The organism is Azospirillum sp. UENF 211521, from assembly GCF_058780535.1.
In genome coordinates this window covers 947,378-969,352 of sequence record NZ_JBSNCF010000002.1, presented here as the reverse complement: position 1 = coordinate 969,352, position 21,975 = coordinate 947,378, and the positions used below count along the sequence as shown (strand labels likewise).

At 70.6% G+C, this 21,975-nt stretch carries 21 protein-coding genes and 2 pseudogenes; 11 read left to right on the top strand and 12 right to left on the bottom strand.

Features of this window, described 5'->3' with window-relative positions; all coding sequences use genetic code 11:
• Positions 1-8: 8 nt before the first annotated feature.
• Positions 9-1,028, bottom strand: a complete 1,020-nt coding sequence (locus tag ACWPN5_RS21190) for an ABC transporter ATP-binding protein (RefSeq protein ID WP_492297221.1) — start codon at positions 1,026-1,028, stop codon at positions 9-11.
• Between the two features lie 224 nt (positions 1,029-1,252).
• On the opposite strand from ACWPN5_RS21190, the gene ACWPN5_RS21185 reads away from it, so the two are divergent.
• From ACWPN5_RS21185 to ACWPN5_RS21160, 6 genes and pseudogenes are all read left to right on the top strand, one after another.
• Positions 1,253-2,035: a GntR family transcriptional regulator gene (locus tag ACWPN5_RS21185; RefSeq protein ID WP_492297219.1), complete on the top strand. Its 783-nt coding sequence runs from the start codon at positions 1,253-1,255 to the stop codon at positions 2,033-2,035.
• Positions 2,036-2,103: 68 nt separating this feature from the next.
• Positions 2,104-3,243 carry a ferrochelatase gene (gene hemH / locus ACWPN5_RS21180; RefSeq protein ID WP_492297217.1) on the top strand — a complete coding sequence of 380 codons (1,140 nt, stop codon included), beginning with the start codon at positions 2,104-2,106 and terminating at the stop codon, positions 3,241-3,243.
• A pseudogene (locus ACWPN5_RS21175) lies at positions 3,140-3,694 on the top strand (glycine betaine ABC transporter substrate-binding protein); the annotation flags it as partial. The gene hemH and the pseudogene ACWPN5_RS21175, both read left to right, overlap by 104 nt.
• A 100-nt stretch (positions 3,695-3,794) precedes the next feature.
• Entirely contained in the window at positions 3,795-4,301 is a 507-nt protein-coding gene (locus tag ACWPN5_RS21170) for a glycine betaine ABC transporter substrate-binding protein (protein ID WP_492297216.1), read from the top strand.
• Positions 4,302-4,331: 30 nt separating this feature from the next.
• Positions 4,332-6,440 (top strand): ATP-binding cassette domain-containing protein, encoded by a 2,109-nt coding sequence (locus tag ACWPN5_RS21165; RefSeq protein WP_492297214.1) that lies wholly within the window; start codon positions 4,332-4,334, stop codon positions 6,438-6,440.
• Positions 6,437-7,189, top strand: coding sequence for an ABC transporter permease (locus ACWPN5_RS21160; RefSeq protein ID WP_492297213.1), 753 nt, complete (start codon positions 6,437-6,439; stop codon positions 7,187-7,189). Before ACWPN5_RS21165 ends, ACWPN5_RS21160 begins: the two co-directional genes overlap by 4 nt.
• A 3-nt stretch (positions 7,190-7,192) precedes the next feature.
• Here the strand turns inward: ACWPN5_RS21160 and ACWPN5_RS21155 are convergent, their stop codons facing one another.
• Positions 7,193-8,080 (bottom strand): regulator of G-protein signaling domain-containing protein, encoded by an 888-nt coding sequence (locus ACWPN5_RS21155; RefSeq protein ID WP_137116075.1) that lies wholly within the window; start codon positions 8,078-8,080, stop codon positions 7,193-7,195.
• A 158-nt stretch (positions 8,081-8,238) separates the two neighbouring features.
• Positions 8,239-8,727 carry a peptidoglycan-binding protein LysM gene (gene lysM / locus ACWPN5_RS21150; protein WP_282184070.1) on the bottom strand — a complete coding sequence of 163 codons (489 nt, stop codon included), beginning with the start codon at positions 8,725-8,727 and terminating at the stop codon, positions 8,239-8,241.
• Positions 8,728-8,936: 209 nt separating this feature from the next.
• Here lysM and ACWPN5_RS21145 point away from each other — a divergent pair, with 209 nt between their 5' ends.
• From ACWPN5_RS21145 to ACWPN5_RS21135, 3 genes are all read left to right on the top strand, one after another.
• Entirely contained in the window at positions 8,937-9,917 is a 981-nt protein-coding gene (locus ACWPN5_RS21145; RefSeq protein ID WP_492297211.1) for a S1C family serine protease, read from the top strand.
• A 73-nt stretch (positions 9,918-9,990) separates the two neighbouring features.
• Positions 9,991-10,410, top strand: coding sequence for a PaaI family thioesterase (locus ACWPN5_RS21140; protein ID WP_492297210.1), 420 nt, complete (start codon positions 9,991-9,993; stop codon positions 10,408-10,410).
• On the top strand, positions 10,407-11,207 hold the full coding sequence (locus tag ACWPN5_RS21135; protein WP_492297209.1) for an oxepin-CoA hydrolase, alternative type: 801 nt from the start codon (positions 10,407-10,409) through the stop codon (positions 11,205-11,207). Before ACWPN5_RS21140 ends, ACWPN5_RS21135 begins: the two co-directional genes overlap by 4 nt.
• 224 nt (positions 11,208-11,431) lie before the next feature.
• Here ACWPN5_RS21135 and gnd read toward each other — a convergent pair whose 3' ends face one another.
• Positions 11,432-12,874: an NADP-dependent phosphogluconate dehydrogenase gene (gnd, locus tag ACWPN5_RS21130; RefSeq protein ID WP_492297208.1), complete on the bottom strand. Its 1,443-nt coding sequence runs from the start codon at positions 12,872-12,874 to the stop codon at positions 11,432-11,434.
• A 97-nt stretch (positions 12,875-12,971) separates the two neighbouring features.
• Positions 12,972-14,030, bottom strand: coding sequence for an HTH-type transcriptional regulator GntR (gene gntR / locus ACWPN5_RS21125; protein WP_492297207.1), 1,059 nt, complete (start codon positions 14,028-14,030; stop codon positions 12,972-12,974).
• 166 nt (positions 14,031-14,196) lie between these two features.
• Between gntR and ACWPN5_RS21120 the strand changes: the two genes are divergently transcribed.
• On the top strand, positions 14,197-14,700 hold the full coding sequence (locus ACWPN5_RS21120) for a gluconokinase (RefSeq protein ID WP_492297205.1): 504 nt from the start codon (positions 14,197-14,199) through the stop codon (positions 14,698-14,700).
• Between the two features lie 28 nt (positions 14,701-14,728).
• Positions 14,729-16,531 (top strand): phosphogluconate dehydratase, encoded by a 1,803-nt coding sequence (edd, locus tag ACWPN5_RS21115; RefSeq protein ID WP_492297204.1) that lies wholly within the window; start codon positions 14,729-14,731, stop codon positions 16,529-16,531.
• A gap of 176 nt (positions 16,532-16,707) precedes the next feature.
• Here the strand turns inward: edd and ACWPN5_RS21110 are convergent, their stop codons facing one another.
• The 7 genes and pseudogenes from ACWPN5_RS21110 to ACWPN5_RS21080 all read right to left on the bottom strand — a co-directional run bounded on the left by ACWPN5_RS21110 (position 16,708) and on the right by ACWPN5_RS21080 (position 21,962).
• Positions 16,708-17,460: a 2-keto-4-pentenoate hydratase gene (locus ACWPN5_RS21110; RefSeq protein ID WP_492297203.1), complete on the bottom strand. Its 753-nt coding sequence runs from the start codon at positions 17,458-17,460 to the stop codon at positions 16,708-16,710.
• Positions 17,461-17,499: 39 nt separating this feature from the next.
• Positions 17,500-18,414, bottom strand: coding sequence for a LacI family DNA-binding transcriptional regulator (locus tag ACWPN5_RS21105; protein WP_492297202.1), 915 nt, complete (start codon positions 18,412-18,414; stop codon positions 17,500-17,502).
• 52 nt (positions 18,415-18,466) lie between these two features.
• Positions 18,467-18,553, bottom strand: a pseudogene (locus ACWPN5_RS21100) (hypothetical protein); the annotation flags it as partial.
• Between the two features lie 12 nt (positions 18,554-18,565).
• Positions 18,566-19,504, bottom strand: coding sequence for a 2-hydroxyacid dehydrogenase (locus tag ACWPN5_RS21095; RefSeq protein WP_492297201.1), 939 nt, complete (start codon positions 19,502-19,504; stop codon positions 18,566-18,568).
• 26 nt (positions 19,505-19,530) lie between these two features.
• On the bottom strand, positions 19,531-20,319 hold the full coding sequence (locus ACWPN5_RS21090; RefSeq protein WP_059399204.1) for an amino acid ABC transporter ATP-binding protein: 789 nt from the start codon (positions 20,317-20,319) through the stop codon (positions 19,531-19,533).
• Positions 20,320-20,462: 143 nt separating this feature from the next.
• On the bottom strand, positions 20,463-21,275 hold the full coding sequence (locus ACWPN5_RS21085; RefSeq protein WP_200477818.1) for a transporter substrate-binding domain-containing protein: 813 nt from the start codon (positions 21,273-21,275) through the stop codon (positions 20,463-20,465).
• Positions 21,276-21,308: 33 nt separating this feature from the next.
• On the bottom strand, positions 21,309-21,962 hold the full coding sequence (locus tag ACWPN5_RS21080; RefSeq protein WP_014197338.1) for an amino acid ABC transporter permease: 654 nt from the start codon (positions 21,960-21,962) through the stop codon (positions 21,309-21,311).
• Between the last annotated feature and the right edge of the window lie 13 nt (positions 21,963-21,975).

Below are 21,975 nucleotides of genomic sequence, written 5' to 3'. Positions count from 1 at the left end.
TCGGGAAATCAGGCAACCAGGGGATGGACGTCGCGCGCCTGCCAGCCCGCGGTCACGCGGTCACCGACGGCAAGCGGGGCGTCGTAGAAACGGGATTCGTCCAGCACCACGGCGAAATCCTCGGCACCCGGCACGTCGAGCGTCAGGTGGACCGACGCGCCGTGATACTCCAGCGCGCGGACGGTGCCTTCCAGTTGGTGGTCGGTACCCTCGGGCTGGCCGAGCAGGATGCGGTCGGCCCGCACGGCCCGGCGGCCGGCGGCGTCCTCCACCACGTTGTGGCCGCCGATGAAGCGGGCGACGAAGGCGGTGCGCGGCTGGTTGAAGACCTCGCGCGGCGGGCCGGCCTGTTCGATCCGGCCCTGGTTCATCACCACCACGAGGTCGGCCAGCGCCATCGCCTCGGTCTGGCTGTGGGTGACATGGACGAAGGTGATGCCAAGCTCCGTGTGCAGGCGCTTCAGCTCCTCGCGCATGCGGATGCGCAGGAAGGGATCGAGCGCCGACAGCGGCTCGTCGAGCAGGAGCACGCCCGGCCGGGTGATCAGCGCGCGGGCCAGAGCCACGCGCTGCTGCTGGCCGCCGGAGAGCTGGGCGGGCAGCCGGTCCGCGTACTGGGACATGTGGACGAGGTCCAGCATCTCCCGCGCGCGGCGGCGCCGCTCCTCCTTCGCGACCCCTTTCATCTTCAAGCTGAAGGCGACGTTGTCGGTGCAGTCCAAATGCGGGAACAGGGCGTAGCTCTGGAACATCATGGCGGTGCCGCGGCGGGCCGGCGGCTCCCCGTTCACCACCGTGTCGCCGATCAGCAGGTCGCCGTCGGAAATGTCCTCATGCCCGGCGATCATGCGCAGCGTGGAGGTCTTGCCGCAGCCGCTGGGGCCGAGCAGGCAGCAATAGGCCCCGGCGGCGATGCGCAGGTCGATGCCGTCCACCGCGACGGTGGAGCCGTAGAACTTGCGCAGCTTCACCAGTTCGACGGTTGATCCGGTGGCGGGCGATCCGGCTGCGGTCGATCTGGCGGTCATGGCCCTCTCCGATTTTGTGCACAATCCGCAGGTCCCGCTGCGGCTGTCGAATATGTCCGCAAGTTCCATGCCAGCGTGTGAATGGCGGATTTCCGTGGTTTTCCGGCGGCAGAAATCGGCGACTGGTCAGGATTTCAGCGCTGTGGCGCGAAATTGTGCATGGGTGAGCTGTGCCCGATGCATGGGCAGGGCGCGGCCGTTGCGTTTGTTCGCTGGTCCGGTTTGTGCACAATCGGCGGCAACGAATTGAACAGCACCCGTGCCATCATGAAGACTGTCCTGAGCGCCCCCCGCCGCGCCGTTCGCGGGCGGGGGAGGGGGCGGAGGCCCGCATCGTCCGCAGCATCGGCGAGGCCATCGCCGACCGCCGTCTGCCGCCCGGCACCAAGCTGGCGGAGGAGAGCCTGGCCGAGGTGTTCGGCGTCAGCCGGGAACGGGTGCGCAAAGTGCTGCTCCTGCTGGCGCAGCGGCGCGTGGTGACGCTGATCCCCAACCGCGGCGCCTTCGTCGCCAAACCCACCGCGCGGGAGGCGCGGGAAGTGTTCGAGGCCCGCCGCGTGATCGAGCGCGCCGTGGTGGAGGCGCTGGAGCGCACCGCCCGCCCCCTGCCGGACGAGATGGCGGCGAAGCTGCGTTCCCATCTGGCGCGGGAGGAGGAGGCCGACCGGGCCGGCGACCGCATGGCGCTGATCCGCCTGTCCGGACAGTTCCACCAACTGCTCGCCGACTTTGCCGGGAACGCCACCCTGGCCGGCATCCTGGCCGACCTGATCGACCGCTCCAGCCTCGCCATCGCGGCGTTCGAGCGGCGGTCCTCGCACTCCTGTTCCGCCACCGAGCACCGGCGCTTCGTCGAGGCGCTGGAGTCCGGCCCGCCGGGCGCGGCGATGCGGCTGATGATGGAGCATCTCGACGAGGTGGAGCGGCAGCTCGACCTCGACGCGCGGTCGGACGGCGCGGTCGATCTGAAATCCGTTTTCGCGGATCGGCCGGAGGGCGCGACGTAAGAGCCTGTCCGAACGGCCGGAGGATAGCCCGGCCCTATCGACCGCATAGGGACAAAGGGCTGCTTCCGATGGGTTCGGCTCGCTATTATGCTGCCCGCCGCGACATCGAGGTGACCGACATCATGCAGCCCATTTCCAAGCCCGCCGACCATCCGCCGGTTCCCGCGCGCCGCGTCGGTGTGCTTCTGATGAATCTCGGAACGCCGGAGGCGACCGACTACTGGTCGATGCGCCGCTATCTGAAGGAGTTCCTGTCGGACCCTCGCGTGATCGAGGTGCCGAAGGCGGTGTGGTGGCCGGTGCTGAACGGCATCATCCTGACCGTGCGTCCGGGCAAGAGCGGCCATGCCTACAAGAGCATCTGGAATGAGGAGCGCAACGAAAGCCCGCTGAAGACCGTCACCCGCGCCCAGGCGGAGGGCGTCGCGGCGGAGTTGGCGGCGCGGCACGGCGATTCGGTCGTCGTGGATTGGGCCATGCGCTACGGCCAGCCGGCGGTCGGCCCGGCGATCCAGCGGCTGAAGGACCAGGGCTGCGACCGCATCCTGCTGTTCCCGCTCTACCCGCAATATTCGGCGACCACGACGGCCACGGCCAACGATCAGGCCTTCCGTCACCTGATGACCATGCGCTGGCAGCCGGCGGTGCGCACCGTCCCCGCCTACCACGACGAGCCGGGCTACATCGAGGCGCTGGCCCGCTCGGTGGTGCGGCACATCGCGGCGCTGGACCACACGCCGGACGTCCTGCTGGCGAGCTTCCACGGCCTGCCGAAGGTCTATCTCGACCGCGGCGATCCCTACCACTGCTTCTGCGTGAAGACCGCGCGCCTGCTGGCCGAGCGGCTGGGCTGGGAGCCGGGACGCGTGCAGTACAGCTTCCAATCGCGCTTCGGCAAGGCGGAGTGGCTGAAGCCCTACACCGACAAGACCGTCGAGGAACTGGCCCGCGCCGGCAAGACCAAGATCGCGGTGATCGCGCCGGGCTTCTCCGCCGACTGCGTGGAGACGCTGGAGGAGATCCAGTTCCAGGTGAAGGACGCCTTCATGGCGGCGGGCGGCGAGCGCTTCACCTACATTCCTTGCCTGAACGACCATCCCGACCATGTCATCTTCCTGGCCGACCTCGTCGAGCGCGAACTGGGCGGCTGGGTGGACGGCGCCCGGACGCGTGCGGCCCGCGACGCGGAAGACCACGTCACGGCGTGACCCTCTTCCGGCCACGGGACCGGCCGGACCGCACAGGCGGAAAGGGTGGGTTGCCGCGGCGGCCCGGCTTCCCCATGCTGGCGGACGGACGAATTGGACGATGGCTGGGAGGATGCGGGGGATGCGGCGTGTGGTTCGGGCGGTGGCCGCCCTGGCGCTGGGAGCGCTGCTGACGGCGGGGAGCGCAGTGGCGGCGGACGCAGTGGCGGCGGACAAGGTCCGTGTCGGATCGAAGCTGGACGCCGAGAGCGGCCTGCTCGGCACGATGATCCTCCAGGTGCTGGAGGCCAACGGCATCCCGGTGGAGAACAAGATCCAGCTCGGCCCCACCCGGATCGTGCGCAGCGCCCTGCTGGCCGGCGAGATCGACGTCTATCCGGAATACACCGGCAACGGCGCCTTCTTCTTCAACATCGACAGCGATCCGGCCTGGAAGAACGCCGCCGCCGGCTACGAGACGGTGAAGCAGCTCGACCGCGACAAGAACAACATCGTTCTGGCTGACCCCGGCGCCGGCGAACAACACCTGGGCCATCGCGCTGCGTCGCGACGTGGCGGCACCCAACAACCTCGCCACCATGGAGGATTTCGCCCGCTGGGTCGGTGCGGGCGGCACGGCGAAGCTCGCCGCCTCGGCGGAGTTCGTGGAGAGCCCGGCGGCGCTGCCCTCCTTCCAGAAATCCTACGGCTTCACGCTGAAGCCCGACCAGATCCTGGTGCTGGCCGGTGGTGACACCGCGGCGACCATCCGCGCGGCGGCGGAGGGCACATCCGGGGTCAACACCGCCATGGTTTACGGCACGGATGGCGCCATCGCCGCGCTGGACCTCGTGGTCATGAAGGACACCAAGAGCGCGCAGATGGTCTATGCCCCGGCCCCGACCATCCGCGACGGCGTGCTGGACGCCCATCCGAAGATCCGCGACCTGCTGGACCCGGTCTTCAAATCCTTGGACACCGAGACCCTGCGCGGGCTGAACGCCAAGATTTCGGTGGAGGGGCAGGACCCGCGGGCGGTCGCCACGACGTATTTGAAGTCGAAAGGCTTCCTGAACTGACGGCCTGAACTGACGGCCTGAACTGACAGGATGACCCGCGTCCGTCCGATCCACAACCGCGTCGCCCTGCTGCTCGCCGCCATGACCGTGGCGGCGGCGCTGGCCCTGCCGTTCCTCGCCTTCGCGCCCAACCGGCTGCTGTCGGGAAAGGCCGTCGCGCTGAGCACGGTGGCGGGCGCGGGGTGGAGCGGGGCGGCGCTGCTGCCGGTCGCCCTGCTGCTGGCCGTGCCGTTCCTGCGGCCGGGCCGGGCGGTGAATGCCCTGTATGTCGGGGGTGGCGTTCTGGCGGCGGCGGGGCTGGTCTGGCTGGCCGGGCAGCACGCCGTCCTGCTCGCCGCGACGGCCAGCCCGGCGGCGCGGACCTCCTTCGGGGCGGGCTTCTGGGTGATGGAGGCGGCGGCTCTGCTCGCTGTTTTGGACGGGGTGCGGCGGCTGGGGCTGGGTCCCGCCGGGCGGGTCGCCGTGGGAGCGCTGGTGGCGGCGCTGATCGGCGGGCAGTTCGCCGCCGGGCATCTCGACCAGCTCTCCATCATGAAGGAATACGCCAACCAGCGGGACGTCTTCGCCGGGGCCGTGCTGCGCCACGCCGCCTTGGTCGCGGCGGCCCTGCCGCCGACCTTGCTGATCGGCGTGCCGCTGGGCATCGCGGCGCAGCGCTCCGCCGCCGTGGGGCGGCTGGTCTTTCCGGTGCTGAACGTGGTGCAGACGATCCCGTCCATCGCCCTGTTCGGGCTGCTGCTCACCCCGCTGTCGGCGCTGGCCGCCGCCTTTCCGGGGCTGGGGATCGGCGGGGTGGGGCCGGTGCCGGCGGTGATCGCGCTGACGCTCTATTCGCTGCTGCCGATCGCGCGCAACACCGCGGCCGGGCTGGCCGGCGTGCCGGAGCCGGTGCGGGAAGCGGCGCGCGGCATCGGCATGACGCCGCGCCAGATTTTCTGGCGGGTCGAGGCGCCGCTGGCCCTGCCGGTGTTCCTGGCCGGGCTGCGGATCACGCTGGTCCAGGCGGTCGGGCTGGCCGCGGTGGCGGCGCTGATCGGCGCCGGCGGGCTGGGGGCGATCATGTTCCAGGGGCTGTTCGCCAACGCGCTGGACCTCGTGCTGCTGGGGGCGGTGCCGGTGATCCTGCTGGCCGTCGCCGCCGACGCGGCGCTGAAGCTGGCCTCGGCGCTGGCGCTGTCGAGACTTCGGGAGGGCGGCGGCGTGATCTCCTTCGAGGGGGTGACCAAGCGGTTCGGCGCCTGGACCGCCGTCGATAACTTGTCGCTGACCGTGGCGGCCGGGGAGTTCCGCGTGCTGATCGGGCCATCCGGCTCCGGCAAATCCACGGTTCTGCGGATGATGAACCGGCTGATCGCGCCGGACGCCGGAACGATCCGGGTGGAGGGCGAGGACATCGCCCGCCTGAAGCCGGAGGCGCTGCGCCGCCGCATGGGCTACGTGATCCAGAACGTCGGGCTGTTCCCGCACTGGACGGTGGAGCGCAACATCGCCGCCGTGCCGGACCTGCTCGGCTGGCCCAGGGCGCGGGTGCGCGACCGGGTGACGGAGCTGCTCGCCCTGCTGAATCTCGACCCGGAACGCTACCGCGGCGCCTACCCGCACGAACTGTCCGGCGGGCAGCAGCAGCGCGTCGGTGTCGCCCGCGCGCTGGCGGCGGAGCCGCACATCCTGCTGATGGACGAGCCGTTCAGCGCGCTCGATCCGATCACCCGCGGCGCCTTGCAGGCGGAGATGGCGGCGATCCACACGGCGACCGGGACCACCATCGTCTTCGTCACCCACGACATGGACGAGGCGCTGGCCCTGGCCAGCCGGATCGCCATTCTGGACCGCGGGCGGCTGGTGCAGACCGGCACGCCGCTCGACATCCTGACCGACCCCGCCGACGACCGGGTGCGCGATCTGGTGGGGCGCGAGGAGTGGGGGCTGAAGCGGCTGGCCGTGGAAACGGTGGCGGAGCGGACGCGCCCCGGCGAAACGGCGCCGGGCGATCCCCTGGCGGCGGGGGCATCGCTGCGTCAGGCGCTGGCCGCCATGGTGGCGCGCGGCACCGACCGGCTTCCCGTGGCGGACGGGCAGGGACGCCCGATGGGCACGCTCCATCTCGCCGACCTGCTGCGCGGGCCGGACCGGCCGTGAACCGCCTGCGGAGCCTGCTGACCGACCGGCTGACGCTGGGGCTGCTCGTCCTGGCGGCGCTGGTGCTGGGGATGCCGGCGCTGAAGCCGCTGTTCGCCGCCGCCTTCCCGGCGCTCGACCGGCCCTTGTACGAGGCGGACGGCTTCCTCGCCCTGACGCTGGACCATCTTGCGCTGGCCGGCGGGGCAAGCCTGATCGCGGTTCTGTTGGGCGGGGCGGCGGGCATCGCGGTGACCCGGCCCTTCGGCCGGGAGTTCCGCGGCGTCCTCGACGCGGTGGCGGCGATGGGCCAGACCTTCCCGCCGGTGGCGGTGCTGGCCGTCTCGGTCCCTGTCCTCGGTTTTGGCCCGGCGCCCGCGCTGATCGCCCTGACCCTCTACGGGCTGCTGCCCATCGTGGAGAACACGGTGGCCGGCCTGGAGTCGGTGCCGGAGCCGGTGCGCGAGGCGGCGCGCGGCATGGGCATGGGGCCGGGCGCGCTGCTGTGGCGGGTGGAACTGCCGCTGGCCGCCCCGGTGATCCTGGCCGGGGTGCGGACGGCGGCGGTCGTCAACCTCGGCACGGCGGCCATCGCCTCCACGGTCGGGGCGAAGACGCTCGGCCTGCCGATCATCGTCGGGCTGAACGGCTCCAACCCCGCCTACGTCATCCAGGGCGCCGTGATCGTCGCCGCCCTGGCGGTGGTGCTGGACGCCGGGTTCGACCGGCTGGCGGCGCGCCTGACCCGCTGGCGGCCCAATGCTGTTTGAGGGTCACTTGTAACCGAGCTTGCGCAGGGCGGGTTCGCCGAGTTCCTGGGCGCGCTTCAGGGTGTCCCGGCTGACGACCAGCTCGACATGCTCCCGAATGTCCTTCAGGGCCGCCACATAGGTGCCCGTGCCGATCCCGTTGGAGAAATCGTTGCGTTGCTGGGCCGTGATGTTCAGGCTCTTCGCTCCGTTCGGGTCGATGAACAGGTTGTAGAGCTTCAGCGCCCCCCGCTGGTCGATGCCCTTGCGAGTGATCGACAGGAATTCGATGTTCTCGCCGTTGTGTTCCTTCTCGGCGCAGGCGTGCAGCAGCAGCGTCAGCTTGCTGCTCTTCAGGATGTCCGCGAGGCTCTTGCCCTGGAAGGGGTTCACGAACTGGCCGCCATTGTTTTGCTGCGCCGCCTTTTCGGCCGCCTTGCGCTGCTTTTCATGGGCCGCCTCGTCCTTGGCCAGACGGGCTTTGATGTCCTTGCGGTCCTTGTCGATGGCATCCTCAAGGACCTTCACCAGCTTGGCTGTGACGCCCGGCACCGCCTTGGTGGCGGCAAGGGCCTTCTTCGCCACCGCGTCCTTCGGATTCGCCTTCGCCAGGGCGCCGAGATCCTTGGAGGCCGCGGCGGCCAGCGTGTTGAGCATCTTCATCTTGCGGAACACGCGGGCGATGGCGTTGTCCACCTCGCTCTCGTAGACGTGGATGGTGTCCTCGTCCAACGGCTCCGGCTTGGTGAGGGCGAGCAGCATCACCTTGTGCCACGTGATCGAGCCGAACGCCTTTTCCGCGTCGGCCATCCCGGCCAGCAGATCCGCGCATTCCTGCCGGGTCCGGTACGTCCCCAGGCTGGCCGACGCCACCCGCGGAATGAGGTCGTCCGGGTATCCGATGATCTTCATGGCCTGCTCCTCCTTGCCGGTTCGTGGCGGGGAGCCTGCCGGAGCGGCTTGGGCGGAGCAATTCGAGATCGGTCGGAATGACGGGAGAGTCCGGCGCGATCTGCACCTTTGCGGACCGATCCCGCGGCGGGAGCCTCCCGCCGCGGAATGGCGTGCCCTCACTGCGGCGGGATGCGCAGGACCTGACCGGGATAGATCTTGTTCGGATCCTTCAGCATCGGCTTGTTCGCCTCGAAGATGGCGTTGTAGCGGTTGGGGTCGCCGTAGACCTTCTTGGCGATGGCGGACAGGGTGTCGCCCTTCTCCACCGTGTGGAACTGCGTCTGGCTGGCCGGCTGCCCGGTCGGCGGAACGGTCGGCTGGTCCGGGCCGCCCGCACCCTGGTCCTTGGCGATGACGGCGGTCTGGTCGTCCACCCGCGACACGCCCTTCACGTTGCCGAGCGCCACCGCGATCTTCTCCTTCTCCTCCTGCGAGGCGGCGCTGCCGCGCACGGTCACCGTGTCGTCGGCGACCTGGATGTCCAGCCCATTGGTCGGCAGGCCGACCTGCGTCAGGTGGGATTTCAGCTCGTCGGCGGTCGGGGTGTCCGCGGCACCGACCTTTTCGCCGTGATCACGGCGGAAGAAATCGAACAGACCCATCATGTCCTCCCTCGGTTGGTCGCCTTGTGAAGCGATCCCGGACAACATCGCTGCGGCTCGCTGGTTTCACGCGCGGAGGAGGGGGGTAGGAACGCCGGGCTTAGCAGGCGCGTTCGACTTCCCAAATAAGGCCATGGAGCCCAGATAACGCGATAGAGAATCACGCCGAAAGGGGAGAGGATCATACCGTCCCCTGCGCAAAGGAGCCGCCGATGAACCCGTCCGACGACTGGCGGATTCCGCCGCAATTCCAGCCCGACCCGGATGATCTGGCCTATGATCTGGACCGGGCGCTGTCCGCCGTGGTCGGGCTGCGCGCCAGCGTTCCTGAAGACGCCTACACCGCCGGCGTTCTGGGCACGGAGCGCGCCGGGCAGGGCGCCGTCATCCGCGAGGACGGGCTGGTCCTGACCATCGGCTATCTGATCGCGGAGGCCGAGGAGATCTGGCTGACCACCAACGACGGGCGGGCGGTGCAGGCCCACGTCGTCGCCTACGACCACACCAGCGGATTCGGGCTGGTGCAGGCGCTGTCGCCGCTGGGCGTGCCGGCGCTGATGCTCGGCTCGTCGCGCCATGTGCAGTTGGGCGACCCGGTGGTGGTGGCCGGGGCCGGCGGGCGCCAGCGGTCCATCACCGCGCGGGTGGTCGCCCGCCAGGAGTTCGCCGGCTATTGGGAGTACATGATCGACGACGCCCTGTTCACCCTGCCGGCCCATCCGAACTGGGGCGGCACGGCGATGCTGGGGGCGGGGGGCGAACTGCTGGGCATTGGCTCCCTCCAGCTCCAGTACCGGGCCGAGGGGGAGCGCGTCCTGCCGCTGAACATGAACGTGCCGATCGACCTGCTGAAGCCGATCCTCGACGACCTGATGACCCGCGGGAGGGTCAGCGACCCGCCGCGCCCCTGGCTCGGCCTCTACGCCACGCAGGACGAGCGGGAGCGGGTGGTGCTGGTCGGGCTGGCCGGCGACGGGCCGGCGCAGCGGGCGGAGCTGCGGGCCGGCGACGTGGTGCGCGCCGTCGCCGGGCAGCCGGTGGGCTCGCTGGCCGACTTCTACCGCGCCCTGTGGAAGCTTGGCCCGGCGGGGGTCGACGTGCCGCTGACCATGGAGCGGGAGGGCGACGTCTTCGACATGCGCGTCGGCTCCAGCGACCGCGAGCGCTTTTTGAAGGCGGCGCGGCGGCACTGACACGCCCTTCTGTGCGACACTGGCGCTCCAGAACCAAGAAGACGGGTTGGAGAGCGCTTTTATGGACGACTTGATGAAGGGGGAACCGGCTTCCGGCTTCCAGACCCTGCTCGGCTACACGCTGGTGCGCTGGGAGGACGGCGTGGCGGAGCTGGAACTGACCATCGCGCCGCAGCACCGCAACCGGGGCGGCGTCCTGCACGGCGGCGCGCTGATGACCCTGCTCGACACCGTCATGGGATTCGCGGCGACCCACTGCGTGGTGCCCGGCCATTCGCGCCGGGTGGTCACGCTGTCGCTGTCCTCCAGCTTTCTGGGTGCCGTGGCGGACGGCACGGTGGTGGCGCGCGGCACGCTGCTGGGCGGCGGGCGCAAGATCGTCGGTTGTCGGGGCGAGGTGCGGCGCAAGGATGACGGCGCGCTGCTGGCGTCCGCCGAGGGAATGTTCAAATATTCTCCGGGAAGTGAAAATCCGGAGGGAACGCCCCGATGACCGACACGAACGATAAGAAGACCGGCCTGGACATCGCGCAGGACGGCCGTGTCCTGCGCCTGACCATCAACGATCCAGCCACCCGCAACTCGATCGGCCCGGCGCTGATGGAGGCGGCCCGCGCCGCCTTCGATGCGGCAGCGGCGGACGCGAGCGTCGGGGCGGTGGTGCTGACCGGCGCCGAGGGGGCCTTCTGCTCCGGCGGCAATCTGAAATGGCTGAAGGAGGCGCGCAACGGCGATCGCGAGTCGGTGCGGGCGGGGGTGGAGAGCTTCCACGCCATGATCCGCAGCCTGCGCGCCTGCCCCAAGCCGGTGATCGCCGCGGTCGAGGGGCCGGCGGGCGGGGCGGGCTTCCCGCTGGCGCTGGCCTGCGACCTGATCGTCGCGGCGGAGGACGCGGTCTTCACCCTGTCCTACATCAAGGTTGCGCTGACCTCCGACGGCGGCGGCACGGCGTCGCTGGCCCGCGCGCTGCCGCCGCAGCTCGCCGCGGAGATCCTGTTCGAGGGCGGGCGCGTCGGGGCGCCGCGTCTGGCGCAGCTCGGCATGATCAACCGGCTGACCGCCCCCGGCGGCGCGCTGGCCGAGGCGACCGCCTGGGCGGAACGGCTGGCCGCCGGCCCGACCGCCGCGCTGGGCCGCGCCAAGGGGCTGCTGGAGGTGGCCTACGGCGGGCTGGCGGAGCAGCTCGACCGCGAGCGCGACGCCTTCGTGGAGTCGCTGTTCAACGACGAGGCCGGGGAGGGCGTGACCGCCTTCTTCGAGAAGCGGGCGCCGGTGTTTCCAAAGGGGTGAGTGCGGGTGTGAGGCCCCCACCCTAAAGCGAACTTCCGTTCGCTTTAGACTCACATCGCCTCACTTGCCGGCGGGCTTCGGCCGCATGTGCGGCCGGGACCACCGTCGCGGTCCAAAGCGGATTGCAATCCGCTTTAACCCTCCCCCGCTATCGCAGGGGAGGGGACTGATCTCCCTCTCCCGCGGAGCGGGGGAGGGCCGGGGTGGGGGCCCGCGCCGCGGCCTCAGGCCCCCTTCCACTCCGTGTGCACCATGCCCGGACGGTCGGTGCGCTCGTAGCCGTGGGCGCCGAAATAGTCGCGCTGGGCCTGGATCATGTTGGCCCACAGCCGGCCGCTGCGGTAGCCGTCCCAGTAGGACAGGGCCGACGCCATCGCCGGCACCGGCACCGCGGCCAGCGTCGCGGCGGCCACCACGCGGCGGAAGCCGGCGTCGCCGCGGGTCATCAGGCCGGCGATGTCGGGGTCCAGCATCAGGTTCGGCAGTTCCGGCGCGCGGTTCAGCGCGGTCAGGATGCGGTCGAGCAGGCGTGCGCGGATGATGCAGCCGCCGCGCCAGATGCGCGCCACCGCCGCCAGATCGACATCCCAGCCGAACTGCCGGCTGCCCGCCGCGATTACCGCGAAGCCCTGGGCGTAGACGGCGATCCGTCCGCTGAGCAGCGCGTCGCCGACCGACGCAACCAGATCCTCCGTGGCGGGAACATGCGGGATGGCCAGCGCCTCGGCGGCGCGCACGCGCTCGTCCTTCAGGGCGGACAGGCAGCGGGCGTGCACGGCCTCGGCGATGGTCGGGGCGGGCATGCCCAGCTCCAGCGCGGTGGTCGCCGCCCAATGGCCGGTGCCCTTCTGGCCGGCGGCGTCGCGGATGACCTCCAGGATCGGAGCGCCGGTCTCGCCGTCCTTGGTGCGCAGGATGTCGGTGGTGATCTCCATCAGGTAGGAGGCCAGCTCCCCGCCGTTCCAGTCGGCGAAGATGTCCGCCAGACGCTCGTAGGAGCAGCCGCCGATCTCGCGCAGAAGATGATACGCCTCGGCGATCAGCTGCATGTCGGCGTATTCGATGCCGTTGTGGATCATCTTCACGAAATGGCCCGCCCCCTCCGGCCCGACGCGGGCGAAGCAGGACTCGCCGTCCGGCGCGCGGGCGGCGATGGCGGCCAGCAGCGGGGCGACGGGGGCCAGCGCTTCGGCGTCGCCGCCGGCCATCAGGGCGGGACCGCGCCGCGCCCCCTCCTCGCCGCCCGACACGCCCAGCCCGACGAAGCGCACGCCCGCGGTCGCGGCGAGCGCCGCGCGGCGGTTGGTGTCGCGGAAGTGGGAATTGCCGCCATCGATCAGCACGTCGCCCGGCGCCAGGCGGGGCAGCAGGGCGGCCGTCAGCTCGTCCACCGGGGCGCCGGCGGGCACCATCATCAGGATCGTGCGCGGCGCCTTGAGCGCGCCCAGCAGTTCCTCCACCGACGCGCAGGCGATGGCGTTGCCCACCTGGGCGGCGAAGGCACCGCGGCGCCCCTCGTCCAGGTCGTAGCCCGCCACCACGGCCCCGTGGTCGGCCAGATTGGCGGCGAGGTTGCGCCCCATCACGCCCAGGCCGAGGACGGCGATGTCGGCCGAGCCGATGGCGGTGGTTTCCGCTCCGGTCCTGGTCGAGTTGCCCTGCACCATCACAACGAACTCCCGTACATTCTCTTTGATGATCCCCCCGCGGTGCGGGGGGGGCACTTTGATGACGCCCCGCGGCGCGGGAGTCGGTTTCGGTTTCTCAAGTGGTCTCGCGGACCATCAGGCGGAAGCCCAGATCCACACGCTGCGGATTTTCCCGGCTTTTCGGCGTCCGGTCCGCCATGCCCGCGATCAGCAGGCGGGCCGCCTCCACGCCGATCGCGCGGCGGGGTGTGGCGACGGTGGTGAGCGGCGGGACGGTCCAGGCCGCCCCGGCCAGATCGTTGAATCCGGCGACGGCCAGCCGCTCCGGTACCGGAATGCCGAGCCGTGCGCATTGGAACAGCGCGCCCTGCGCCAGATCGTCGTTGCACAGGAACAGCGCGTCGGTGTCCGGGTGGGTGGCCATCGTGCGCTCCAGCAGCTCCGCGCCCAGCGCGACGGAGGTGGCGTCCGGCACCATCAACTCAAGCGCCGGGTCGTGCTGCCCGGCGTCGCGCAGCGCTTGCCGCCAGCCGTCGCAGCGCTGGCGCGTCCGCGGGTCGAGCTGCCCGGCGATCAACCCGATCCGCCGCCGTCCCCGCGCCACCAGATGCGCGCCGACGGCGTAGCCGGCGTCGAACTGCGAGAAGCCGACCGTCTGCACCGGGCAATCGCCGTGTTCACCCTCCGCGGCCAGATCCATGGTGTGGATGACCGGGATCCTCAGGCCGCGCAGCAGGTCCCAGGTGCCCGGCGTGTGGTCGAGCCCGCTCAGGATCACCCCGTCCGGATCGTGGGCGAGCTGGGTGCGCAGCACGCGCTCCTCCGCCTCCGGGCCGTAGCCGGTGATGCCGACCAGCGGTTGGTAGCCCTGCGGGCTCAGCGTCTCCTGCACGCCGGCCAGCAGGTCGATGAAGACGGCGTTGGTCAGGGAGGGGATCAGCACCGCCACCGTCATCGTCCGCGCCGAAGCGAGCGCCGAGGCCACGCGGCTGGGCACGAAGCCCAGGCGGCGGCTCGCCTCCTCGACGCGGGCGCGCACCTCCTCGCTGACCGTGTCGGGCCGTCGCAGGGCGCGGGACACGGTCATGGCGCTGACCCCGGCGGCGGCGGCGACGTCGGCCATGGTGGCGCGTCCGCTGCGCGAGGATCGGGGTTTGCGGGGGGTGGCGGTCATCGGCGTTCCAGTTGTCCGGCGGCCATTATCCCGCGCCCCTTTGGGCTTTACAAGTCTCGTTTGTTAGCGGTAACATCGTCATCTCTCCCCTCCCGTAATGTTGCAAGGACCGACCGGCATGAGCGCTCCCCCGTCTTCCGATGTTACCGCTAACACAAGCGGGGCCGTGGACGCGGTCGTGGTGATGGGCGTGGCGGGCTGCGGCAAGACCTCGGTGGGGGAGGAGCTGGCCCGGCGGCTCGGCTGGCAGTTCCTGGAGGGCGACGGCTTCCACCCGCCGGAGAACATCGCGAAGATGTCCGCCGGCATCCCGCTGCAGGACGAGGACCGCTGGGGCTGGCTGGACACCATCGCCGCCCACATCGCGCTGGCGCGGGAGGCGAAGGCGCCGATCGTCGTGTCCTGCTCCGCGCTGAAGCGGCGCTACCGCGAGCGGCTGAGCGCCGGGGGGACGCGCGTCCTGTTCGTCCATCTCGACGGCAGCCGGGACATCATCCACGCCCGCATGGCGCTGCGCGCCGGCCATTTCATGCCGACCACCCTGCTCGACAGCCAGTTCGCGGCGCTGGAGCCGCTGGGGTCCGGGGAGCTGGGCATCGTCTGCGACATCGACGCCAGCCCGGCGGAGATCGCCGCCCGGGTCTCCTCCCGGATCGCTCCCGCCGCCTGAACAGCCTGCCGTCTGGAAGGACCGCGCCATGACGAGTCTTCATCCCGTCCTCGCCGCCGTCACCCGCCGCATCCGGGAGCGCAGCCACGCCACCCGCGCCGCCTATCTGGAGCGGCTGCGCGCCGCGGCGGCGCAGGGGCCGCGCCGCCTGGCGCTGGGCTGCGCCAACCGGGCGCACGGCTTCGCCGGTTGCACCGCGGCGGAGGACAAGGCGGCGCTGCGCGGCGGCTCGACCCCGGCCATCGGCATCGTCACTTCCTACAACGACATGCTGTCCGCCCATCAGCCCTACGGGGACTACCCGGAGCGGCTCAAGGCGGCGGTGCGGGCGGCGGGCGGCGTGGCGCAAGTGGCGGGCGGCGTGCCGGCCATGTGCGACGGCGTGACCCAGGGCGAGCCGGGGATGGAGCTGTCGCTGTTCTCCCGCGAGGTCATCGCCATGGGGACGGCGGTCGCCCTGTCGCACGGCACGTTCGACGGCGTTCTGTGCCTCGGTGTCTGCGACAAGATCGTTCCGGGCCTGCTGATCGGCGCGCTGTCCTTCGGCCATCTGCCCACCGTCTTCGTGCCCGCCGGTCCGATGCCCTCCGGCCTTCCCAACAAGGAGAAGGGGCGCATCCGCCAGCAATACGCGGAGGGCAAGCTGGACAAGGACGCGCTGCTGGAGGCGGAGGCCGCGTCCTACCACGCGCCGGGCACCTGCACCTTCTACGGCACCGCCAACTCGAACCAGATGCTGGTCGAGATGATGGGGCTGCATCTGCCGGGGGCGAGCTTCGCCAACCCCGGCACGGCGTTGCGCGATGCGCTGACCGACGCGGCGGCGCGGCGGGTGGTCGGCCTGCGCACGCCCATCGGAGAGATCGTCGACGAGCGCGCCATCGTCAACGCGGTGGTCGGGCTGCTGGCGACCGGCGGCTCGACCAACCACACGCTGCATCTGCCGGCCATCGCGGCAGCGGCGGGGATCGCCCTGACCTGGGAGGACTTCGCCGAGCTGTCGGCGGTCGTGCCGCTGCTCGCCCGCGTCTACCCGAACGGCAGCGCCGACGTGAACCATTTCGAGGCGGCGGGCGGCATGGCCTTCCTGATCGGAGAGCTGGCCGACGCCGGGCTTCTCCATGGCGACGCCGCCACGGTGTGGGAGGACGACGGCATCACCGCCTACCGCCGTCCGCTGCGGCTGGAGGGGGGCGAACTGGTGCGCGGCGTGGCCGTCCGCGAGAGCGCCGACCCCGCCGTGCTGGCGCCGGTCGCGTCGGCCATGGCGGCCGAGGGGGGCTTGCGCGTGCTGAGCGGGCCGCTGGGCCGCGCGGTGGTGAAGGTCTCCGCCGTGAAGCCGGACCACCGCGTGATCGAGGCACCGGCCCGCGTCTTTACCGACCAGGAGTCGGTGCAGGCGGCGTTCCGCCGCGGCGAGTTGCACCGCGACGTGGTGGTGGTGGTGCGCTTTCAGGGACCGAAGGCCAACGGCATGCCGGAACTGCACAAGCTGACGCCGCCGCTGGGCGTGCTTCAGGATCTTGGCTACCGCGTGGCGCTGGTCACGGACGGGCGGATGTCGGGGGCGTCGGGCAAGGTCCCGGCGGCGATCCACGTCACGCCGGAAGCCGCGGCGGGCGGGCCGCTGGGGCGGGTGCGGGACGGCGACGTGCTGCGGCTGGACGCCGAGCGCGGCACGTTGGAGGTGCTGGTGGAAGACGCGGAATGGGACGCCCGCCCACCGGCGGACGCGCCGGCGGATGCCGGTGTCGGCTGCGGTCGGGAGCTGTTCGGCGTGTTCCGCCGGGGGGTCGGCAGCGCAGAGGCCGGGGCGTCGGTGTTCGGGTGAGGGGTAGTTCCCTCTTCCTCCCTGGGGAGAGGGTTAGGGTGAGGGGGGTGCGCGTCTCGGAACGTCCGGCACAAGCGCAACCCCCTCACCGGCCCTTCGGGCCACCCTCTCCCCAGAGGGGAGAGGGCTTATAAAGGCGAGCGGCGACTACTCTTGTGTGGCCAAGGGGAACTCGCTCACTTCACCGTCAGTTCATACGTTCCCATCGTCCCATAGACGGCAACGGACGTGCTGCCCGCCGGGACCATGACGGTGCCGACGTGCGAGCCGGTGGTCACCACGTCGCCGGCCTTCAGGCCGCCCAGGCTGACCGCGCCGGTGTTGGCCATCCACACCAGAAGCCGCACCGGCTCGCCCGCCGAGTTGCCGGCGACCGTATCGGCCTTCGTCTCGCCGTCGACGACCAGGGCGACCCGCTCCTTCAGCGGCTCCAGCGAGCGCCAGTCGGCGATGGCCGGGCCGACGACCAGGGCACCGTGGTTGAACTGGTCGGCCATGTGGCTGAACCACTCCTGCGAACCGAAACCGGCGAAGCGCGTGTCGACGATCTCGAAGGCGGGATGGACGGACTCGACGGCGTCGAGGACCTCCTCGCGGCTGTAGGGCTCGGCGCGGGGCGGCAGGTCCTTGGCGAATTTGTAGGCGATCTCGGCCTCCATGCCGATGACCTGATAGTCCGCCGCGGGAAGCACCGTGGTGTCGAAGAACAGCGTGTCGGCGTGGATGGGCGCGCGGAACGGCTCGGACTCCGGCGTGCGGGCGCCGACCTTCCAAGCGACGACCGGACCGAGGCGGCGGGCCACGGCGTCCTGGATGGCGTAGGCCTCGGCCTCGCTGGTCGGGCGGGTCGGCAAGGCGGACAGCCAGTCGCGGCTCTTCCGCGCCTGGATCAGGGCGTCAACGGAATCGCGGAATGCGGACTCGTTCATTTCTTCGGACATCGTCTTCGGGCCTTCGCTTTTCTTTGGTTATTGGTGCTTGTCGGGTTGGACTCTCATGGCGCCGCAGGACTCGCGGATGACCAGCCGGGCGGGCAGGATCACGCGCTCCGGAGCCCCCTGCGGGTCGGCGATGCGGCGCAGCAGCAGGCGGGCGGCCTCCTGCCCGATCTGGCGGGCGGAGGTGGCGACGGTGGTCAGGGCAGGGCGGCTGATCGCCGCTTCGGTCAGGTCGTCGAAACCGGTCACCGCGATGTCCCGTCCTGCCCGCAGACCGCGGGCCTCCAGCCCCAGCATCACGCCGAACGCGACCAGATCGTTGTAACACAGCATCGCGGTGGGCGGGTCGGCAAGATCCATCAGCGGCCCCACCGCGTCCAGCCCGCCGCGGCGGGTGGCCGGGCAGCGGACGACGAGGTCCGGGGTCAGGCCGTGGCGGCGCAGCGCCGCGGTGAAGCCGACGCGGCGCCCGGCGAAGGCGGAGTGGGACAGGTTGCCGCCGACGAAGGCGATGCGGCGATGGCCGATCCGCAGCAGATGCTCGGTCACCATCTCCATGCCGAACTCGTAATCCACCCCGGCGTAATCGCCTTCACGGGCGGAGAGGAAGCGCAGCGCCTGGACGACGGGAAGCTGCCACTGGCGCAGCCGGTCCAGCAGGGCCGGCGACGTGCCGGCGGCGGGGCAGAGGATCACCCCATCCACATTCTGCTCGCGCATGCGCTGAAGGTAGCGGTCCTGCCGCTCCCCCGATTCCGCGGTGTTGGCGAGGAAGGCGACGACCCCCTGCTCGCCGAGAACGTCATCCACCCCGGCGGTCAGCTCGCCGTAGAAGGAGTTGTTGATCTCGCAGACGAGCAGCCCGACCGTGTCGGTGCGGGCGGCGCGCAGGGTCGCGGCGCCGCGGTTGTAGACGTAGCCCAACGCCGCGATGGCGGCCTGCACGCGCTCCCGAGTTCTCGGCGGCGACCAGCGGACTGCCGCGCAGGACGAGCGAGACGGTGGACCGCGACACCCCGGCGTGGTGCGCCACCTCCGTCAGGGTGATGCGGGCCGGTCCGCCGCGCTCGTCGAGGATGGTCATTCACGCCGCCATTCAGACGACGGCGGTCGGCAGCGGCTGGCCGGCGAAGAAGGCCGACAGGTTCGCCAGCACCAGATTGCCCATGGCCATGCGCGTCTCCACGGTGGCGCTCGCCTGATGCGGCTGCAGGACGACGTTGTCCAGGCCGAACAGGGCTTCCGGCGCGTGCGGCTCGTTGGCGAAGACGTCCAGCGCGGCCCCGCCGAGACGTCCGTCGGTCAGGGCGGCGACCAGCTCCGGCTCGTCCACCACGGCGCCGCGGGCGACGTTGACCAGCAGCCCGTCCGGCCCCAGCGCTTCGATCACCGCGCGGTTGACCATGTTGCGGGCGTCCGGCCCGGCCGAGGCGGCGACGATCAGGATGTCGCTCTCCCGCGCCAGATCGACCGGGGAGGCGACGAAGCGGTAGGGCACGTCGGCGCGCGGCTTGCGGTTGGTGTAGGCGATGTCCATGCCGAAGCCAGCGGCGCGCTGGGCGATGGCCATCCCGATCCGGCCCAGCCCCAGGATGCCCAGCCGCTTGCCGGTGACCTTGCGGGCCAGCGGCAGGCCACCGTTCGGCCAGCGCCCGGCGCGCACGAAGCGGTCGCCGACCATCATGCGGCGCGAGCCGGCGATCATCAGCCCGATGGCGAGATCGGCCACGTCGTCGGTCAGCACGTCGGGCGTGTTGGTGACGCGGACGCCGCGGCCGGCCGCGTGCTTCAGGTCCACCGCGTCGGTGCCGACGCCGTTGATCGCGACGATCCCCAGGTTGGTGCAGGCGTCCATGATCGCGTTGCTGACGCCCGTGCCGCCGCCGGTGACGACGGCGCGGACTCGCGGCCCCACTTCAGCGACCAAGCGGTCGCGGTCGGGCGCTCCGGCGAGGCGGTGGACGGTGTAGCCCGCGTCCAGCGCCGCCTCGATGTCCGGCATCATGGATTCGACGAGGAGGATCTCCGGCTTCATCAAAGGCTGTCCTTAATGGGGAAGACTTAGTGGGTGAGGATCTGGCCGAGGAAGTTGCGGGTCCGCTCGGACCTCGGATTCGTGAAGAACTCGGCCGGGGTGGCCTGCTCGACGATCTCGCCGCGGTCCATGAAGATGACGCGGTCGGCGACCGACTTGGCGAAGCCCATCTCGTGCGTGACGCACAGCATGGTCATGCCGTCCTCGGCCAGCCCGATCATGGTGTCGAGGACTTCCTTGACCATCTCGGGGTCGAGCGCCGAGGTCGGCTCGTCGAACAGCATGACCTTGGGGTTCATGCACAGCGACCGCGCGATGGCGACGCGCTGCTGCTGCCCGCCGGAAAGCTGGCCGGGGTACTTGTCCGCCTGCTCCGGAATGCGCACGCGGGCCAGATACTTCATGGCGATGTCGCGCGCCTCCTGCTTGGAGGTGCCGCGCACCCGCATGGGCGCCAGCATGCAGTTCTCGACCACGGTCAGGTGCGGGAACAGGTTGAACTGCTGGAACACCATCCCGACGTCGCGCCGCACCTGATCGAGGTGGCGGTGGTGGGCGTCGATCGTGACGCCGTTGACGGTGATCGTGCCCTTCTGATGCTTCTCAAGCTGGTTGATGCAGCGGATCAGCGTGGACTTGCCGGAGCCCGAGGGGCCGCAGATGACGATCCGCTCGCCCTTGTGGACCTCCAGCTCGATGTCCTTCAGCACATGGAAGCTGTCGTACCATTTCTGGACGCCGGCCATCCGGATGACGACCTCGCCGCTGACCGGCCGCGGCGCGGGGACGTCCGTGGTATCGTAAGCCGAGGCCATGGGGGACTCCTCCTGCTCTATTTAAACCCTCTCCCCTCTGGGGAGAGGGGAGGGTGAGGGGGATGCGCCTGTCGGAGCGTCCGGCAAAAGCGCAACCCCCTCACCCCAGCCCTCTCCCCAGAGGGGAGAGGGAGTTTAAGTCTTTACGACTTGGTCAGCGGGGGCAGGTCGGTGCCCAGCCACTTCTTGTGGACCTCGTTCAGTTCGCCGTTCGACTTCGCGGTTTCGATGAACTCGTTGACCCACTTCAGCAGGGCGTCCTGGCCCTTGCGCATGGCGATGCCCTGGACCTGACGGTTCAACACGAACTTCATCTCGTAGTTGGCCTGCGGGGCCAGCTTCTTGATCTCCTTGGTGACCACGTTGCTGAGGCCCAGCGCGTCCACCTGACCGGACAGCATGGCCTGCACGGCGCTGGCGTCGTCGTCGAAGCGCATGATGCGCGCGTCCTTCGGGGCAACGGCGGTCAGGGCGTTGTCCTGGGTGCTGGCGCGGGCGACGCCGACGCGCTTGCCGGACAGCTCCGCGGCCTCCTTGATCTTGGTGTTGGCCGGGGCGACCAGACCGATCTCGATGGCGGCGTAGGGCTCGGAGAACTGCACCTGCTCGGCGCGGGCCGGGGTGATGCCCAGCGAGGCGACCAGCAGGTCGACCTTGTTGGTCAGCAGGTAGGGGATGCGGTTCGGGCCGGTGACCGGAACGATCTCCACCGGGACGCCCATGTGCTTGCCCAGCAGCTTGGCGACGTCGGCGTCGTAGCCGTCCGGCTTGCCGTCGGCGGTGGTGATGCCGAAGGGCGGGAAGTCCACCAGCATGCCGATGGTCAGCTTGCCCTTCGACTTGATCTCGTCAACGGTCTGGGCGGCCGCAGGGCCAGCGGTGGGGGCGGCCAGGGCGATGGCGGCGGCCATCATGGCGCCGGCGACGGCGAGGCGGCGGGTGATCGACAAGGTCATTGGGGTTTCCTCACGGTTCTTATGAAAATAGGATCAGCGGGTGGCGAGGGCGTAGCGCCGCTCCAGGCGAGCGCTGAGCAGCGACAGCGGCCAGCACATCAGGAAGTAGAGCACCGCCACGATCCCGAACACCAGGAAGGGCTGGAAGGTGGCGTTGTTGACGATCTGCCCGGCACGGGTCAGCTCGGTGAAGCCAATGATCGCGGCCAGCGACGTGCTCTTGATGAGCTGCACCAGGAAGCCCACGGTCGGCGGCACCGCGACCTTCACCGCCTGCGGCAGGATCACGTAGCGCATCAGCCCCGGATAGCGCAGGCCGAGCGCCGAGGCCGCCTCCCACTGGCCGCGCGGCACCGCCTGGATGCAGCCGCGCCAGATCTCGCCGAGGAAGGCGCTGGCGTTCAGCGTCAGGCCCAGAGCGGCGGCGGCCCAGGGGTTGAGGTCGAGCCCCATCACCGTGGCGCCGAAGAACACCAGGAAGAGCTGCATCAGCAGCGGCGTGCCCTGGAAAAGCTGGATGTAGCCGGTGGCGGCCAGCCGCACCGCCTTGATGTCCGAGGTGCGGGCCAGCGCGATGACCAGCCCGACCGTGGCCCCGCCGATGAAGGCGATGGCCGACAGCGCCAGCGTCCATTGCACGGCGCTGAGGAGGAAGAGGAATTCGTTGTAACTGAAGGCGCGGATCATGGTTCGGCCCTCC

Bases quoted from the DNA above. Each gene is read 5' to 3' on its own strand.
- lysM (WP_282184070.1), bottom strand. From the start codon at position 8,727: ATGATGGGTCTGTTCGATTTCTTCCGCCGTGATCACGGCGAAAAGGTC.
- ACWPN5_RS21145 (WP_492297211.1), top strand. From the start codon at position 8,937: ATGAACCCGTCCGACGACTGGCGGATTCCGCCGCAATTCCAGCCCGAC.
- ACWPN5_RS21165 (WP_492297214.1), top strand. From the start codon at position 4,332: ATGACCCGCGTCCGTCCGATCCACAACCGCGTCGCCCTGCTGCTCGCC.
- gntR (WP_492297207.1), bottom strand. From the start codon at position 14,030: ATGACCGCCACCCCCCGCAAACCCCGATCCTCGCGCAGCGGACGCGCC.
- gnd (WP_492297208.1), bottom strand. From the start codon at position 12,874: ATGGTGCAGGGCAACTCGACCAGGACCGGAGCGGAAACCACCGCCATC.
- ACWPN5_RS21110 (WP_492297203.1), bottom strand. From the start codon at position 17,460: ATGAACGAGTCCGCATTCCGCGATTCCGTTGACGCCCTGATCCAGGCG.
- edd (WP_492297204.1), top strand. From the start codon at position 14,729: ATGACGAGTCTTCATCCCGTCCTCGCCGCCGTCACCCGCCGCATCCGG.
- ACWPN5_RS21155 (WP_137116075.1), bottom strand. From the start codon at position 8,080: ATGAAGATCATCGGATACCCGGACGACCTCATTCCGCGGGTGGCGTCG.
- hemH (WP_492297217.1), top strand. From the start codon at position 2,104: ATGGGTTCGGCTCGCTATTATGCTGCCCGCCGCGACATCGAGGTGACC.
- ACWPN5_RS21190 (WP_492297221.1), bottom strand. From the start codon at position 1,028: ATGACCGCCAGATCGACCGCAGCCGGATCGCCCGCCACCGGATCAACC.
- ACWPN5_RS21080 (WP_014197338.1), bottom strand. From the start codon at position 21,962: ATGATCCGCGCCTTCAGTTACAACGAATTCCTCTTCCTCCTCAGCGCC.
- ACWPN5_RS21135 (WP_492297209.1), top strand. From the start codon at position 10,407: ATGACCGACACGAACGATAAGAAGACCGGCCTGGACATCGCGCAGGAC.
- ACWPN5_RS21090 (WP_059399204.1), bottom strand. From the start codon at position 20,319: ATGGCCTCGGCTTACGATACCACGGACGTCCCCGCGCCGCGGCCGGTC.
- ACWPN5_RS21095 (WP_492297201.1), bottom strand. From the start codon at position 19,504: ATGAAGCCGGAGATCCTCCTCGTCGAATCCATGATGCCGGACATCGAG.
- ACWPN5_RS21085 (WP_200477818.1), bottom strand. From the start codon at position 21,275: ATGACCTTGTCGATCACCCGCCGCCTCGCCGTCGCCGGCGCCATGATG.
- ACWPN5_RS21140 (WP_492297210.1), top strand. From the start codon at position 9,991: ATGAAGGGGGAACCGGCTTCCGGCTTCCAGACCCTGCTCGGCTACACG.